Raw genomic sequence first — 14,469 nt, 5'->3', positions numbered from 1 at the left:
ACGGGTCTGCAATGCCTCGTCTTTGGTAGCTTGGAAAAAATAGTCAAAGTTTCCGGCAAATTTTCTAACGTTCGTGAATTCCCTCAGGAGGCCAAAATGACGCACCCTGCTGCAGGTTGGTACGAGCCGGGCAACGCGTGGATGAATTGAAGAAAAGCCAAGAAAAACGCAGTTTTTACTGCGGATTTCCAGGGTTTTGGTAACAGGCCAGCGGAGCCGTGATGCAGCAATCGCGGCAATGCGCTGGGGGTCAATTCCTGCGGTTGCGTGCTGAAAGGGGTTCCCTTTGGTAAAGGGACGTTGACAGTCCGCGCAAGATGGGTAGTTTATCGGAGGCAACCGCGTAGGCCGCATAGGTTCTGCAGCTCGCGCAAACTGCGCAAGCGTTAAACTTAGGCTCCTATCGCCCACCTTAAGCCTACGTGGATCCCCGGCAGCTGTTAGCCGGGATCCTGTTTTGAACCCGGTGCGTTTTATGGCGCACCCGACCCTCCAATGCACTTGGGAGAAAACACCATGAAACGTAACGTGATCAGCGGTATTGCCGCATTCGCATTGCTCATCGGCGCAGCACTCTGCGTCAACGGCACCTCAGCAGACGCTGGTAGCTGCGGCGGCAACTTGTTGAGCAAACTGCATCAGCGTAAAGCTTGCTGCGGCCCAACTCTGCTGACTCGCTTGAAAGCTAAAATGGCTAGTTGCTGCGAAGCAGAGCCTTGCTGCGAAGAAGCACCTGCTTGCGAACCAGCTCCAGCTCCAAGCTGCTGCGAGCCTGAGCCATGCTGTGGCTCAAGCCGTCCAAAGTTGTTCGCACGCCTGAGGGCTTGCATCGAAGCTCGTCGTAGCTGCTGTGCTCCTGAGCCAAGCTGCTGTGCTCCCGTAGAAGCTGCTCCAGAAGCTGCTCCTGCAGAAGCTGCAAGCGCCAGCGACGAAGCCTAATCGGATCTTCAGAGCAACGCTCTGAGAACTAAGCTTCAAAATTAGCAAAAGACCCCGGTATCGAATGGATGCCGGGGTTTTTTTCGTTTCCCGTGCCATGAGACGTTGGTTGCAGGCCGTTTCGTTCGGCCCGTTTTGATCGGGCTTGTTTTGATCGGGCTTGTTTTGATCGGGCTTGTTTTGATCGGGCTTGTTTTGATCGGGCTTGTTTTGATCGGGCTTGTTTTGATCGGGCTCAGGTCGCTGCTTATCGAGAGGCTTGAAAGAGTTTCAGCGCGTCAACGGTTGGTTTGACATCGTGAACTCGGACCACGTGGGCTCCGGCGGCAGCAACTGCCAGCGAGACACCCAGCGTGCCTGCGGTTCGATCGGCTTGCTTGTCGCCCAGGACTTTGCCAATGAATCCTTTGCGTGAGTGGCCGATCAGAAGCGGCGCAGGCAGCTGGCAGAACCGCTTTGTATTTTGCAGCAAGGTCAGATTGTGCTCGTGTGTTTTTCCAAAGCCGATCCCGGGGTCTAGGCAGATGCGATCGGCTTGAATGCCAAGCTGGCGACAGGTTTGGTAGCGCTGCATCAGGTAGTCGTAGATTTCCTCGACCACATTGGCGTAGCTTGGCTGGTCTTGCATCGTCTGTGGCGTGCCTTGCATGTGCATCACACAGACTCCGACCCCGGTGGCGGTTGCGACGCCGGCCATCTCGGGATCGCCTTCTAAGCCGGTGACATCATTAATGATCTCCGCCCCGGCATCGATGGCCGCGCGGGCGACCTGTGACTTGCTGGTATCGATGCTGATGGGGATGGAAAGCTGGCCGCGTAATCCATCGAGAACCGGAATGACTCGCTGCAGTTCTTCGTCCACGCCGACCGGATCGCTGTAGGGCCGCGTGCTTTCGCCGCCGACATCAATGATCGCTGCGCCATCGGCTTGCATCTGCAGCGCCACATCGATGGCCACTTGGGGATCGAAGTGTTTTCCGCCATCGGAGAAGCTGTCCGGGGTGGTGTTTAGGATCCCCATCACCAGTGGCGTTTGCTCCAGTGACAGTGATCTCGTTCCAAGGTTCCAAGTCTTGCTCATGTTGATCTCGATGACTGGAGGTCGCGTTTTAAAGTTACTGAGGGATTCTGGCTGCCCAGGCGGCGACCTGCTCGCGTGCTGCGCTTCGACGCATCAGCAGACTACGGTGAGCCGCCCCCAATGCGTTGGTCCGGTTTGTTTGGCAGCGACTAGCCGACAACTGGCGGGAAATCCCGACGGACTCTAGGCAACTGAATCTGCCCAGTAAACCGCAATGCGGATAGAATGGCCGTTTCTCAATTCCCCAGGACCGGTGCAATTGCCGACGCTTCGGACGAAGGCGTGGTCGTGCCCGTTCACATCTGCTTGCGAAATCATATGCTGTCTTCACGATTGTGTCTTGCGTTGGCGTTTGTGGTCGGTCTGGTCTGGCCAAATGCGATTCAGCCCGCATCCTCTCAAGGTTTGCAACTCGAGTGGTCTCAACAGACGGACATTCCCGATGCGTTGGGGGTGGCGTCACCCTTTGTCGGTGTTCACAAAGCCAAGGCCGCAGACGGCCAGGAAACGGAGTATCTGCTGCTCGCCGGCGGAGCAAACTTTCCCAAGCCCGTTTGGGAATCTGACAAGCAGTGGCACAAAGCGATTTACGTTGCCACGCTGCAGCAGGGCGAACTGGTGTGGCGCGACGCGGGGTTGCTCGATCGAGCGGTCGCCTATGGCGCATCGGTGTCCACCGACGAGGGAGTTGTTTGTATTGGTGGCAATGATTCCCAAGAATCCTTTGCCGAGTGTTTCATCATGCGTTGGGATCCGGTCAAGGAAGCCATCGTGCGTGAGGCGTTGCCCGCGTTACCACAGCCGCTTGCATTCGGATCAGCCACTCGGATTGGGCAGCGAATCTATCTGTGCGGCGGTCAGCATGGCGGCTCGCTAGAGACTGCCAGCAATCAGTTATGGTCCTTGGATCTCTCGCAGCGCGGCAGTGATCAGGATTTTCATTGGCAGCAGCTCGCTGATTGTCCTGGACCGACACGAGCACTGAACTTGACCATTGCTCAGCACGATGGCTTTGAAGACTGTGTTTATGTGATCAGCGGCAGGCGGCAGGCCGATCAAGAAGTCGAGTTCCTGACCGACAGCTGGCGTTACATTCCGTCCAAGCAGCAATGGAAGCGTTGCGCTGATCTGCCTCATTGCATGATGGCTGGAGTTGGCATCGCGTACGGGCAGAGTCATGTGTTTGTGCTCAGTGGTGCCGACGGATCACTCTTCGGGCGGGCCGAGGAATTGAAGGACGCTCACCCAGGATTCCCCAAGCGGTCGTTCGCCTACCACACGATCACCGACACTTGGATTCCAGCTGGCGAGACTCCGCTGAACCAAGTCACGACTCAGGCTGTGCAAATGGGTGGTCGAATCCTGGTGCCCAGTGGTGAGATTCGCCCACGCGTGCGGACGCCTCAGGTGATGCAGGTGACTGTCCCTGATACAACGCCAGCCTTTGGCACCATCAATTACATAGTGCTGTTCTTGTACTTGGCTTCGATGGTGGGGGTGGGGGTTTACTTTGCAGCCAAGAACAAGAACACCGAGGATTTCTTCCGCGGCGGTCGTCACATCCCCTGGTGGGCCGCCGGTTGCAGTATCTTTGCGACCATGCTGAGCTCATTGACGTTCACTGGGTTGCCATCCAAGACGTTTGCCCAAGATTGTGTGTACGCGATAGGGAATTTTATGATCCCCTTGGTTGCGATCGTGGCCGCTTACGTTGCCCTGCCTTTCTTCCGTCGCATTGATTCCAGCAGTGCTTACGAATATCTAGAGCGACGATTCAATGTTTCTGTCCGTCGGTTTGCCAGTTTAAGCTTCACGCTGTTTCATGCCTTTCGGATGGCGGTCGTGATGTCGCTGACCGGCCTTGCACTGGCGGTCGCCACGCCGATGACGCCGACGCAAAGCGTGCTGCTGATGGGAGTCTTGAGCATCCTGTACTGCACGATGGGAGGCGTGGAGGCCGTGATTTGGACCGATACCATTCAGACCGTGGTGCTGCTTGGTGGGGCCGTGATTGCGATCGCTTTGCTGACCAGCGGCACCGATGGAGGGTTTGATGGTTACTGGGACACAGCATCATCTGCGGGCAAGTTTAACCTGGCCAACTGGACGGCCGATCCAACCTCCGCACGGATTGCCCTGTGGGTGGTGATCGTCGGCGGGCTCGGCCAAAACTTGTCCTCCTACACGGCTGATCAAGCGGTGGTGCAGCGATACATGACCACTCCCTCGGAAACCTTGGCCCGCCGCAGTATCTGGACGAATGCTGTGATGGCGATTCCTGCAACCCTACTGTTCTTTGGCATTGGAACAGCGTTGTTTGCGTTTTACCAATCGCACCCCGAGCGGTTGGATCCCAGCATCACGACCGATCAAATCTTCCCCTTGTTCATTGCTCGCGAGATGCCTGTTGGACTGGCGGGCTTGATCGTCGCCGGGATTTTTGCTGCGGCCCAATCAACGGTTTCTACCAGCATGAATTCGACGGCAACGACGTTGGTGACTGACTTTTTGCGGCCGATGAAGGTGTGCAAAAGCGAGAAGGGGTACCTCAATGCAGCTCGCCTTGTCACCTTATTGATGGGAGTGCTGGGCACAGCGATTGGGTTGCTGTTCGTTGATCCCAGCATCAAGTCGCTGTTTGATACCTCGATTCAGGTCATCGGGCTGTTCATGGGCGTGCTTGGTGGTTTGTTCCTGCTGGGAGCTCTCTCTCGAACCGCCAATGGATCGGGCGCCTTGGTCGGTGCCGTCGGTGGAGCCCTGGTGATGTTTGGCCTGTGGAATTACACCAGCGTCAACGGCTATTTGTATACCACCGCGGGAATCAGTAGCTGTGCAATCATCGGTTGGTTGGCCAGCAAAGTGATCGGAACACCGCCCGTCGCTGTCGATGGTTTGACCATTTATAAGCGTCAGTAGCAGGCCGCCTCGGTGACTCGCCCGCCAGTGGGAGAGTCAGACAGCGTTACGAAAGACAGTGCCACGAAAGACAGCGCCACTGGTGACGCTGCCTCGTATCGAATGGGCGTGATCGACTAGGCGTTACCGAATGGGGCTATGGCAGTTGGCGAACTTTGATTTTGCGAAACTGAATCGGTGAGCCTTCGCTTTCCAAGCAGAGGTGGCCGTTGGCGGGAGTCACACCGTTGCCTCCAGAGACCTCTTCGCCATTGACCCAGAGGCGAACTTCGCCGTTAATCGCTCGAATGTAATAGTGGTTCCATTCGCCGTGGCCATTGCAGAGGTGTTTGCGTGGAAAACTGCGTGAGCCGTTGGGCGATGTGGGTGGGAAGGGCTTGAAGGGTTTGCGGACGCCAAAGAGGTCGCCATTGGTACCAAACCAATCGGTCTTACCGCCTCGTTTGGCAATCATGTCGGTGTAGCCATGATCGAGCATTTGAACTTCGACGCCATCGGGCAGGCCTGGCTTGCCAGCTTTGCGAAGTTGGTCGAGCGATTCCGGGGACACCCAAACGAACATGCCGCTATTACCAGCAGCCTTTTCGTGCATCCATTCAACGATGATTTCTACGTTTTCAAAGTGCTGTTTGGTGGCCAGGACGCTGACCGGTTGCCCGGTGCAGTGCAGCACACCGTCTTTCCAGGACCAAGTGTCATCGGCACTGTTGACCTTGGCAAAATCATCTTCGCTCAAGGATTGCCAACCGGGGGCGGTGTCGTCGATCCAGGCATGAACAGGCGGATCAGCGACAGCGCGCGATGAAAGGGCGCAAAGAGCCAGGAAAGCGAACGCGGCGAGAGGGCGAAAGGTGACAGACATTGGCAAGCTATGGATTGAGACCTGGGAGGTGAAACTGAGAGAAATGGACCGGAGCGCGCCGCTTACATCGCGGCGGATTGCTCAGGACTATCCTAACGCCAACATCACACAGATGCCAATCATCAATCAGGCAATCAAGTCAGGAATGACTTCACCACCGAACTGACTGAGCTGTTTGAATCGCCCGCCGTGGAAATAGGTCAGTTTATTGTCGTCTAGCCCCAGCAAGTGCAGCAGCGTGACGTGCAGATCGCGAATGGGATGTGCCTTTTCGACGGCATGATTGCCCAGTTCATCGGTGGCGCCAACGATCGAGCCAGCTTTGACACCCCCGCCCGCCAGAAGCATGGTCATTGCATTGTTGTTGTGCCCGCGACCCAGTGAGTAAACGCCGCCGCGTTTGTTGTTGTCGGGTGTGCGACCAAATTCTCCCGTCCAAATGACCAAGGTGTCTTCCAGCATGCCGCGTTGTTTAAGATCGCGGATCAACGCGGCCATGGGCTTGTCCACGCTCTTGATCCGCGATGAATGACCCCGCTGAAGGTAATCATGGCTGTCCCAACCACCACTGAAAATCTGCACAAACCGGACTCCGGATTCAACCAAGCGTCTGGCCATCAGGCATTGGCGGCCAAAGACTTTGGTTTCGTCCTGATCCATCCCGTACATCTCTTGGGTGGCTGCGGTTTCCTGAGACAAGTCAACCACGCCGGGAACGTCAGCTTGCATGCGGTAGGCAAGTTCGTAATTGGAGATGCGAGCTTCGAGTTGTTGGTCGGCGACGGAAAGCGATTGCAAGTGCTGTGAATTGAGCTTGGCCAGCGTGTCCAGTGCATCCCGCTGGTGTTGGCGCGACTTGTAGCCCTGTGGCGCGAGGTCCAAGATGGGCGAGCCATTGGGCCGTAGCCGAGTGCCTTGAAAATGAGGCGGCAAGAAACCGTTGCTCCAGTTGGTCGCTCCGCCCTGCGGGAGAGCCAATTCGGTCATGACCACGTATCCGGGCAGGTTCTGGTTTTCGGTCCCCAGTCCGTAGGTTGCCCACGCGCCGAAGGCCGGGTCACCGCCCAAGCGGCTGCCGGTGTTCATGTGAAACAAGGCTTCAGGGTGATTCAATGATTCCGCTTGACAGCCACGGAAGTTGCAGAGTTCATCGGCCACATAGGGATCAGCAAGGTGCTGCCACTGATCGCACATTTCGATCCCGCTCTGTCCCACCTTGCGAAACTTGAACGGGCTGCCAACAAAGAACTTGAATCCTGACGCCAGGCCTTCGGTGAGCTTGGATTCGGTCTTGTGCAGTTTGGTCAGCGCTGGCTTGGGATCGAAGGTATCCATCTGCCCCGGGCCACCTTCCATGAAGAGCATGATGACATTCTTGGCCTTCGCAGGATGCATCGGCGGTTTGACGGCCAGTGAGGGAGCCTGTTGGTCAGTTGCCGCCGCGTCTGCACTCAGCATGCCTGCCAAAGCAACTGATCCAAGCGAGGCACCCATTCCGAACAAGGTTTGTCGACGGTTGAAGTTTGTAGTCATGAGTTTTCGTTCCAGTGATGAGCGATCGGTACAGAGCGGCTTTGGCGCGAGCCGCCGGCGGTCTTGTTGGTGACGTCGGCTAGATATCCGACGTCTCGGTCTCGTCCACGTCTCGGCCTAGTCCACGTACATGAACTCATTTGTGTTCAGCAGCAGCAAACAGGCATCGGCCAATGCGCGGACCTGGGGACCGACGTCGCTTGCCGACTGATCGGCAACGTAGTCATTGAACACGGGCAGGATCTCGGTGTATTGAAAAGGCTTGCCGGAGAACTCCTCCACCAACGAGCGTGTGATCTGCTTGGGGTACTCGCGTCGATTGACGCTGTCTTCGGGCATCGACTGATGGTAGCGGGTCATCCTTTGCACGTATTGCTCCAGCGTGGCGTGTTCGGTGGACGATGGGGTTCGTCCTAACACCCATTGAAATGCCTGCGTGATTTGCTGGCCCACTTGATCGCTGTGTTGGCCCGCTCGCAGAGCTAAGGCGATCGAACGATCGGTCATCATGTCGCTATTCATCAGCGAAAAGACCTGCGGGGTCACGGCGGCAGATTCACGTTGTTCACTGGACTCGTTGGGATTGGGCAAATTAAACAGTTCCATGAACGGATCAGCCTGACCACGCACTTGATAAGCATAAATGCTGCGACGATTCCGTTCTGCCGGAGTCCGCGAAGGTTGGTAGGCGGGAGCCAACGAGAACTGAATCATCCGTGGCTGCAGAGCGACTTCCATGTTGATCTCTGGACTGACCGGTAGCCCTCCCAGTTGATGCACCAATTCTCCGGAAGCCATCAAGGCGCTGTCCCGGATCTCTTCTGCGCTGAGTCTTCTGCGCTGGAAGTGGCTTAGCAGTAAGTTGTCGGGATCGACGTTGGCAACCTGATCAGGATCAGACGCTTCAGCCGAGCGTTGATACGCCTCGGAGAGCATCATTCGCCGATGCAGTCGTTTGATCTTCCAGTCGCCAGCGATGAAGTCATCGGCCAGGAAGTCCAGTAATTCCGGATGCGTGGGAGCGGATCCGGAGACGCCAAAATTATTCGAGTTGGCTGCGAGACCACGCCCAAAGTGATACTGCCAAATGCGATTGACGATCGAGCGAGTGGTCAATGCATTTTCTGGATTGGCAATCCAGCGAGCCAGTTCCAGACGCCTGCCTTGAGCATTGTCAGAGATTTGAAAGTTGTCATTCGCTGGCGCGGTCAGTGCTGATTGAACGGGCAATCCAATCGCGCTCAACACACCGGGGGTCACGACGTCGCCGAGTGCCGTCAGAGCACCGCCCATCAGAATGTGATTCTGACGCACCTTGCCATCGCCATTGCGAACAATCCGCAACTTGCGAGCAGCGTTGCCAGGGATCTTGACCCAGGCATCACTAAAGACGCTCTGAGCCATCGGTTGATAGCGTTCCAAGCGTCGATTCCAAATCCAAACGTCTTGTTCGCGAACCTTTAAGCGGCCTTGATCAACGTAATCCAAACCAACATGGCGCGGTGGCTTGGATTCGTCAGGCATGGACTTGCGTTGATTCAATCCGACGTAGGGCAAGTCGTGCTCTTTGTACCATTGCTTGGCAGCAGTCTCTTGCTTGTTGATCAGCGCGTTCTTTTTCGAAGTAGCGTAATCCAGCATCCGCTGCACATGGGCCCGGCCAGACTCGATGCCTGTGAGGTTTTCCTTGTCTGTAAATGGGACGGTGCGTTCTGCCATCTGCGTCGTGCTGAAGGCAGAATACATGCGGTAGTAATCACGCGTTGGAATGGGATCAAACTTGTGATCGTGGCATTTGCAACATCGCATGGTGGTCGAGAGAAAGGTCTGGCCGGTGATGTTGACCAAGTCGTCCAGGTACATCTGCCGAGCCTCATCAGCTTTGACCATGGCATTGTCCCAAGGCCCAAGCCGTAGGAATCCGCTGGCAACAATCCACTCGGCTTCTTGGGCAGTGTATTGACCTGTTTGTTGAGCTTGCCGGACCCGTTGTTGGATCTTTTGGGCCGTGGCCTTGTTGCCGAGTTCTTTTTGCAGACGTTTGGCAACGCTTTCGTCGGCCAGTTCGTCGCCCGCGAGTTGCTGGACGATAAATTCGTTATACGGACGGTCTTCGTTGAAGCTTCGGATCACGTAATCGCGATACCGCCATAGATTGGAGCGTTCGTAATCGTTGGACATGCCGCCGGTGTCGGCGTATCGCGTGACATCCAGCCAGTGGCGACCCCAGCGTTCACCGTATCGAGGGCTGGCTAGGAGTTGATCGATCAGGTTTTCCCAGGCTTGCTGGGAATCTTGCTCCCACGCGGTGATGAACTGTTTGCGTTGTTCGTCGGTTGGTGGCAAACCCGTTAAGTCCAGGCAAGCGCGGCGGAGGAGAGCTGCGGGCTTGGCAGGCGGTGCGGGTGTTAGGTTTGCCTCTTGCAATCGGCGATCGATGAAGTGATCGATCGCTTGGGCTGCATCAACGCCTTTGGGCAGCAGCTCGCTGGCTGGACGGACGGGTTGGAAAGCCCAGACCTTGTCCGCCTGATAGCGTCGACTGCTCCACTGGTCGGACGTGCCGCCGCTGGTCTTGATTAAGATTCCGTCAGCGGTCTCTTGACTCTTTTGATCTTGTTTGCGAATGGCTTCTTGAGTGGCTTTGTCGGGCCAGGGGGCACCGGCGGCAATCCAAAGCTCGACCCATTGGATTTGCTGATCACTCAGTCGATCGTTCTCTTTGGGCGGCATTTCCAATCCGTCCCAGCGAATCGCCTCCAGCAACGTTCCCTTTGCGGCTTTGCCGGGGTGAACTGCGACTTCATCCGATTCACCACCACGCAGCAGGCTCGCCCGATCGAGCATCAGGTACTCGCCCTTGATGTCATCAGGGTCACTCCCGTGGCAGCCAAAACACTTTTCCGTCAGCAGTGGCAAGACCTTGAGCGTGAACAAGCGATCGGCGTCGGCGCTGCGATGCTCTTTCGTCCAGTTGTCTGCGGTCGTAGGCTGCTGCTGCTGCTGCGCGGAGGCTTGGATTGTCCATCCGGTGACAACGCATAACATCGCCAGCAACCATCTTCGATAAAACCGAGTTCCGCCCATAAGTTCAGTCATTGGATAAGGGAAGGTAGGGATTGCCTGATTGATAAAGCTGTTTGACTTCTTGTCCTGACAAGGGAGCATCAAAGATCGCGAATTCGTCAATCGACCCATTCAAGTTGCGAACCACAAAGGTTGGGTCGGTGCGATACATCGGCTCGCTCCAGTTGCAGATCGACGCGGCGCCGATTTTGATTTGTTTGATGATCAAGTGATCAGGGATTGGATGTTGGCTAATCGCGTCCCCATTGAAGTAATGAGTCACTTGTTGCTGATCTGGATCGTAAACGGTACACAGCATGATCCACTTGCCGCTAAGCGAGGTGTCCCAGAACGGTGGCGAATGATAAATCTGTTGTTGCCGCTGATCACGAGTCATCTTGTCCTGGTCGTCTGGCTTGATCGAAAAGAACAAACGGCCGTCGGCTAGGATCTGCCAGTGTGGCTCACCCACCTCGTGACCATCGGTTAAGAACAACGAGTTGTACATGCGGTCCAAACTGTTGATTTTGACCCAGCACATCAAAGTCAATGCGTTGTGTTCTCCCGGCACCAGGACGCGAACGCGACTGCCGACGGGACTAAAGTCTAGCGACGACTGATCGCGTCCCCAGCGATCTGCATCACGTTGGGCAGCAACGATGGCGCCTTGGCTGGCCACGGACTTGCGGGACAGTTTTTCAATAGGTGGGATCTCATGGCGGACTTGTTGGTTTAGCACGCCGTTGGGCAGGACACGCGAGTAACCCAATTGACCGTCCAGGCTGTAGTGGCCCAGCAATCGCGGGTCTTGCAGCAATTCGTTGACGCTGTTTTGCCAACGTTCCAGTCGCTGGTTTTGTTGCTTCGCCAAGCGGTTTTGCATCTCTTTGGGACCGACGACCGAAATCGGTTGGCCCGGTTGATTGGAGACTTGGCCTGCCTGATCGACAAGCAAGCGTTGGCCGGTGATCAGGTTTTTCATCTCGCCGACGTTGGGGTGCAATTCAACTTCGCCTTCCAAGACTTCGACCTGCGTCCCGCTGTGATCGACTTCGACGGAAAATTCAGTTCCCAAGTCAACCACTTGACCTTCGCTGGTCAAAAGCTGGAAACCGTGGGCCGCCTCGGGAACCAAGGCGCGAGCCTTGCCATGCAGCAAGCGAACTTGCATCGGTGATTCGATCGCAAACGAAGCATCACCTTGGATCACAAGTTGCACGCCGCTAAACAGTTCCAATTGAATCAAGCCTGCTTGCAGGTGCTGGATGCCCGATGGAATGAGCTGCCCCTTTTTGAGAGACTGGTCTTTCCAAACCGCTTGAGCTTGTCCACTTAACACCGCAAACCCGATCGCGGACCGTTCTTCGCTGGCGGTGCTTGGGATGCCAGCAGCAAGGTCTTGCGAGCCATTGCCTAGGATCTGCCACGCCAGGGTGGTGGCAAACAGGAGGCAAGCGGCAGCTGCAAGGATGGTTAGCAACAGGGTTCTGGAAACCATTCGCGGCGGCCCTGCGCTGGTGGCAACGCGCGTTGCTGGAGTGGTCTCCTGGTCTCGTTTGTCGCCGGCATCTGACCGGTAGTTGTCGGACAACAGTTGGTCCAGTTCGATACGTTGAAGATAAATCTGCCGCGCTTGTGGATTGACAGACAATTCGGCTTCAAGCGTCAAGAAATCAGCTTCGGACAATTGACCGTCCAGCAGGGCGTCAATCGATTGCTGTAATTGTTGGGGAGTCATCAGTGATCTCCCATGTTGGCAAGGCGAAGTTCAATGCATTTGGCCAACCGCTGGCGGATTCGATGCAAGGAGACTTTTAAGCTGCCCACCGGGCGTTGGAGTGTTTGAGCCAACTCACTTAAACGCTGTTCGTTGCGATAGCGATCTTCCAGCAGTTGTTGCTGTTGCTCGTCCAAGGCACCCACGCAATGTTTGAGCGCTTCGCGTTTAGAGTACTGAAGTTGTTCGGCCTTGGAACTGAATTGATCGCTATCAAGTTCCGCTGCGATGGTTTCAGCGAGTTCGGTCGAGAACTGTAGCGAGTTGGACCGGGCCTGACGCTTTCGTTCATTCAAGACTTCATAGCGAGCGATCGCAAACGCCCAGGCAGTGAAGTTCGTGCCGAATTCGAAGGAGTTGCGCTTTTCCCAAATGGTGGCATTGGTTTGTTGAATCACATCCGCCGCGTTCTGTTCGCCTGGCATCAGCGCGCGAACATACATCCGCAGCTGTGTCTGGCATTCAGTCAGCAAGGCCACAAACCGCCCGTCATGGGGCGATTGGCCGTCGGGCTGATCGTTTGGGGATGGAGCCGGTGCGTTGGGCATTGAACGAGACGCTTGGATGGTTGGGAAAAGGCAGGCCGTTGACACGGACGCCATTAATAAATGCCGCGCGAGTGAAAAAAGTTAACACGATTCAAGAAGAAATCTGAAAACGAAATCAGATTCGGGCTGCAGCCGGCCAAAAACCGGGCATCCGCCGTGCTGTCGTTAGCCACGGTTTTTTGCACGGACGCGGCGATACGAAAAAACGGGCCTACCCGCTCGGCGACGAGTGGGGCAGGACCGTTTTTCAGCTTGCCGGCGAGATGGCTCCGACGCTACGCGATCTCGGGTACTTCGTAGCCTTTGCGGTATTCGCGTTTGAGCAGCTTGTTGGCCGCTGCGGCATCGGCGCCGACGAACTGTTCCGTCTTGGAATCCAGTTCCAGCATTTCACTCAAGCGAACCTGCGAGCTGTCCAGTTTCAGCCCGTGTGCTTGGAGATGCTGATCCATGTCAGACACCAGCGATTTCCACTCAGGTGATTCAATCACGTTGGCGGTGCTCGCTTGATAGGGCTTGCCGGCTTGGAAAGCGATATTCGCCAAGTTGCACCAACCGGTGCTGTCGTTACCGACTTCGACTTCTGAATTCAGCATTGAGCGGTCTTGTGCACGAACAGCATCAATGAAGTTCTGTTGGTGTTTGACATCGCCGCTGCCGCTGAACTTTTTAATCACGTTGCCATCCTGATCGATGGCCACGGCGCGACCGCGTTGGCCTTCGAGTCGACCGCCTTCGCAGTAAGCGATGTAGCCGCTTGATGGGCCGGGGTGTGAGGGGCTCTTCCGCTGTCCTGGGGCCACAGGCAGGTTGCTGAGCCCGATCAAAACAGGTGCGGCGCCTGTGTCGAAGTAAGCAAAGTGAACGTTGGGTGTCTGGCCTGCATCGTTATAAACGACGCGGGCGCCACCACCCATGATGCGGTTTGGCAAAGCGACTTTGTCTTGGAAGACATTGTTGCGGCAGTCATCCAGAACGTGCACACCCCAGTTACCCATTTCGCCACTGCCGGTGTTCCAATCCCAGTGCCAATCGTAATGCAAATTATTGCGGAACAGTGGTTGGTCCTGAGCGGGGCCGAGCCACAGGTCATAGGCGACGTTTTTATCAATGGTCAGCGGTGTGCTGCGTTTACCAATCGAAGAGCGAATGCCATAGCGATTGACTCGCGCCAGTTTGACTTCGCCCAAGCCTTTTTCGTTGTGCAGGAAATCCTTGATCTGCGCTTGCATCGGGTCGCTACGCTGCTGCGTTCCCAGTTGGCAGACGCGTTTGTACTTGCGAGCAGCGTTGACGGTTTGGCGGCCTTCCCACTGGCTGTGCGAAAGTGGCTTTTCAACGTAAACGTCTTTGCCAGCTTCCATTGCCCAGATCGCAGCCAAGCAGTGCCAGTGGTTGCAGGTGGAAATCACCACGGCATCGATGCCCGGTGCGTCCAGCAGGTCGCGTAGGTCGGTCCAGCCTTGCGCCTTGGGGAACCTTTTCTTTGCGCTCCCCAAGCGTCCTTCATCGACATCGCACAAGCCAGCAATGTTAACGCCTTCTACATTGCTGAACTGTTTCATCAAGCCGCCGGCGCGTCCCCCGCAGGAGATGAAGCCCAGGTTGATTTCATCATTTGCGTTGGCTGCCTGCAACTGTCGTGCGGGCAAAGCGGTCGTCAATGCGGCTCCGGCAGCCACGGTGCCAAGAAACTGACGGCGGGATTGATAGGTCATTCGAATCGTCCGGTGAGGTAAGGGGG

The 14,469-nt window shown here is 56.1% G+C and carries 8 protein-coding genes; 1 reads left to right on the top strand and 7 read right to left on the bottom strand.

Annotated elements, in window-relative coordinates:
- Positions 1-1,186 precede the first annotated feature (1,186 nt).
- Positions 1,187-2,020 (bottom strand): dihydropteroate synthase, encoded by an 834-nt coding sequence (folP, locus tag SV7mr_RS20380; protein WP_473163656.1) that lies wholly within the window; start codon positions 2,018-2,020, stop codon positions 1,187-1,189.
- A 225-nt stretch (positions 2,021-2,245) separates the two neighbouring features.
- Between folP and SV7mr_RS20375 the strand changes: the two genes are divergently transcribed.
- Positions 2,246-4,939: a sodium:solute symporter family protein gene (locus SV7mr_RS20375; protein WP_473163655.1), complete on the top strand. Its 2,694-nt coding sequence runs from the start codon at positions 2,246-2,248 to the stop codon at positions 4,937-4,939.
- 136 nt (positions 4,940-5,075) lie between these two features.
- Here SV7mr_RS20375 and SV7mr_RS20370 read toward each other — a convergent pair whose 3' ends face one another.
- The 6 genes from SV7mr_RS20370 to SV7mr_RS20345 all read right to left on the bottom strand — a co-directional run bounded on the left by SV7mr_RS20370 (position 5,076) and on the right by SV7mr_RS20345 (position 14,443).
- Entirely contained in the window at positions 5,076-5,801 is a 726-nt protein-coding gene (locus SV7mr_RS20370; RefSeq protein ID WP_145276162.1) for a 3-keto-disaccharide hydrolase, read from the bottom strand.
- Positions 5,802-5,927: 126 nt separating this feature from the next.
- Positions 5,928-7,334, bottom strand: a complete 1,407-nt coding sequence (locus SV7mr_RS20365; RefSeq protein ID WP_145276160.1) for a DUF1501 domain-containing protein — start codon at positions 7,332-7,334, stop codon at positions 5,928-5,930.
- A 117-nt stretch (positions 7,335-7,451) separates the two neighbouring features.
- Positions 7,452-10,433 (bottom strand): PSD1 and planctomycete cytochrome C domain-containing protein, encoded by a 2,982-nt coding sequence (locus SV7mr_RS20360; protein WP_419187678.1) that lies wholly within the window; start codon positions 10,431-10,433, stop codon positions 7,452-7,454.
- The gene (locus SV7mr_RS20355; RefSeq protein ID WP_145276158.1) at positions 10,426-12,138 is read right to left on the bottom strand and encodes a LamG-like jellyroll fold domain-containing protein; all 1,713 of its coding nucleotides are present in this window, start codon (positions 12,136-12,138) and stop codon (positions 10,426-10,428) included. Before SV7mr_RS20355 ends, SV7mr_RS20360 begins: the two co-directional genes overlap by 8 nt.
- Positions 12,138-12,725, bottom strand: coding sequence for a sigma-70 family RNA polymerase sigma factor (locus SV7mr_RS20350; protein ID WP_145276156.1), 588 nt, complete (start codon positions 12,723-12,725; stop codon positions 12,138-12,140). Before SV7mr_RS20350 ends, SV7mr_RS20355 begins: the two co-directional genes overlap by 1 nt.
- Before the next feature lie 275 nt (positions 12,726-13,000).
- On the bottom strand, positions 13,001-14,443 hold the full coding sequence (locus SV7mr_RS20345) for a Gfo/Idh/MocA family protein (protein ID WP_145276154.1): 1,443 nt from the start codon (positions 14,441-14,443) through the stop codon (positions 13,001-13,003).
- Positions 14,444-14,469 lie beyond the last annotated feature (26 nt).

Source organism: Stieleria bergensis (genome assembly GCA_007745635.1).
In the GTDB taxonomy this organism is placed as follows: domain Bacteria; phylum Planctomycetota; class Planctomycetia; order Pirellulales; family Pirellulaceae; genus Stieleria; species Stieleria bergensis.
The sequence above is the reverse complement of the archived record's forward strand: the minus strand, read 5'-3'. Positions and strand labels throughout refer to the sequence as shown.